The 1,358-nt window shown below is 38.9% G+C and carries 1 protein-coding gene; it reads right to left on the bottom strand.

Features of this window, described 5'->3' with window-relative positions; translation table 11 throughout:
* On the bottom strand, window positions 1-1,358 hold a 1,358-nt coding region (locus IG80_RS12935; RefSeq protein ID WP_032114235.1), incomplete at both ends, for a hypothetical protein.

Below are 1,358 nucleotides of genomic sequence, written 5' to 3'. Positions count from 1 at the left end.
ATTCTCAGCTTCATCAAGATCATTTTTTACATTATCGTATTCATTTCTCAATATTTGAACCTTCCGTACGATAGGATCACCTCCTGCTGGAAGAAAAGGATTTAACTCTGCAAGGCGATCAGCCAAAATGGGATCTGCGGGAATTGGCTGCAATGTACCGACTGACGTTTTAGCTTGAGCAATGACAAGCTCATCGGCATCAAAATCATCCTTTAATGCTTGAACCTTTTGCACAATGGGAGCAGGGCCGGGGACCAGAGTATTTACTTCATCCAAACGCTCGGAGAGACTAGGATCTGCGGGAGAAGGCAAAAGAGTACCGAGAGAATTTTTAGAATCTTGAATCTGAGTATTAAGGGCATTAACGCCTGTAAGGATAACAGCATTACCTACAAGAGCTGAAATGGTATGCAAACCAGTGGTAAGGTCAGCTGAAGATTGCCCATCTGCAGTTTGCCAAGCATCATTTATTGTATTCTCAGCTTCATCAAGATCATTTTTTACATTATCGTATTCATTTTTCAATATTTGAACCTTCCGTACGATAGGATCACCTCCTGCTGGAAGAAAAGGATTTAACTCTGCAAGGCGATCAGCCAAAATGGGATCTGCGGGAATTGGCTGCAATGTACCAACCATTGTTTTAGCTTGAGCAATGGCAAGTTCATCGGCATCAAAATCATTCTTTAATGCTTGAACCTTTCGCACAATGGGAGCAGCCCCAGGCACTAAAACATTTATTTCATTTAGACGCTCTAAAAGGCTTGGATTGGCAGGCGGTGGTAACAATGTTCCTATGGAGTTCTTGGCGTTAAGGTTTTCTGTTGTTAATAGTTGAAAATTAATTTGTAGCAAGTCAATACGAGAGTATATATCCCCATTACCGCCTAATTTGGTTTGTAAAGCTAAAATAGCAGTGCCTAGGTTTCTAGGATTGCTATTTGTATAAAGAATATTAACATATTGATTTGTACGTGTTACAAGATCAAACGCATTGTTCCCAGCAATTGCATTTTGTAGGTTTGACAGTGCCGCTAAAATGCTAGTTGTTATAGGCCGATTATCAATTAAATTTTTAAATTGAACTGCTGAGTTCATTAAAGCAGTATTTCCCCCCATAATTGTCCTTAAATCTATAAGGTCAATTAACATACTTGCACCTTGATCTGCTCTTAGTTTGATAAAGTCTCTTAAGGCCAAGATGTTATCTTTTAAACTAAGATTTAAAGGGCCTCCAATCATAGCTTGATTGTGAGTTAAAGCAGTGTTGAGATTATTATTAGAACCTTGATCAAAGCTTGTTGCAAAATATGCTATTCTCGCATAAAGGCTCCCTGCCCTAGGTACTAATAAAAAAT

Origin of the sequence: Candidatus Paracaedibacter symbiosus (assembly GCF_000757605.1) — a bacterium.
Taxonomy (GTDB): domain Bacteria; phylum Pseudomonadota; class Alphaproteobacteria; order Paracaedibacterales; family Paracaedibacteraceae; genus Paracaedibacter_A; species Paracaedibacter_A symbiosus.
This window is presented reverse-complemented; position numbering and strand designations above follow the sequence as displayed.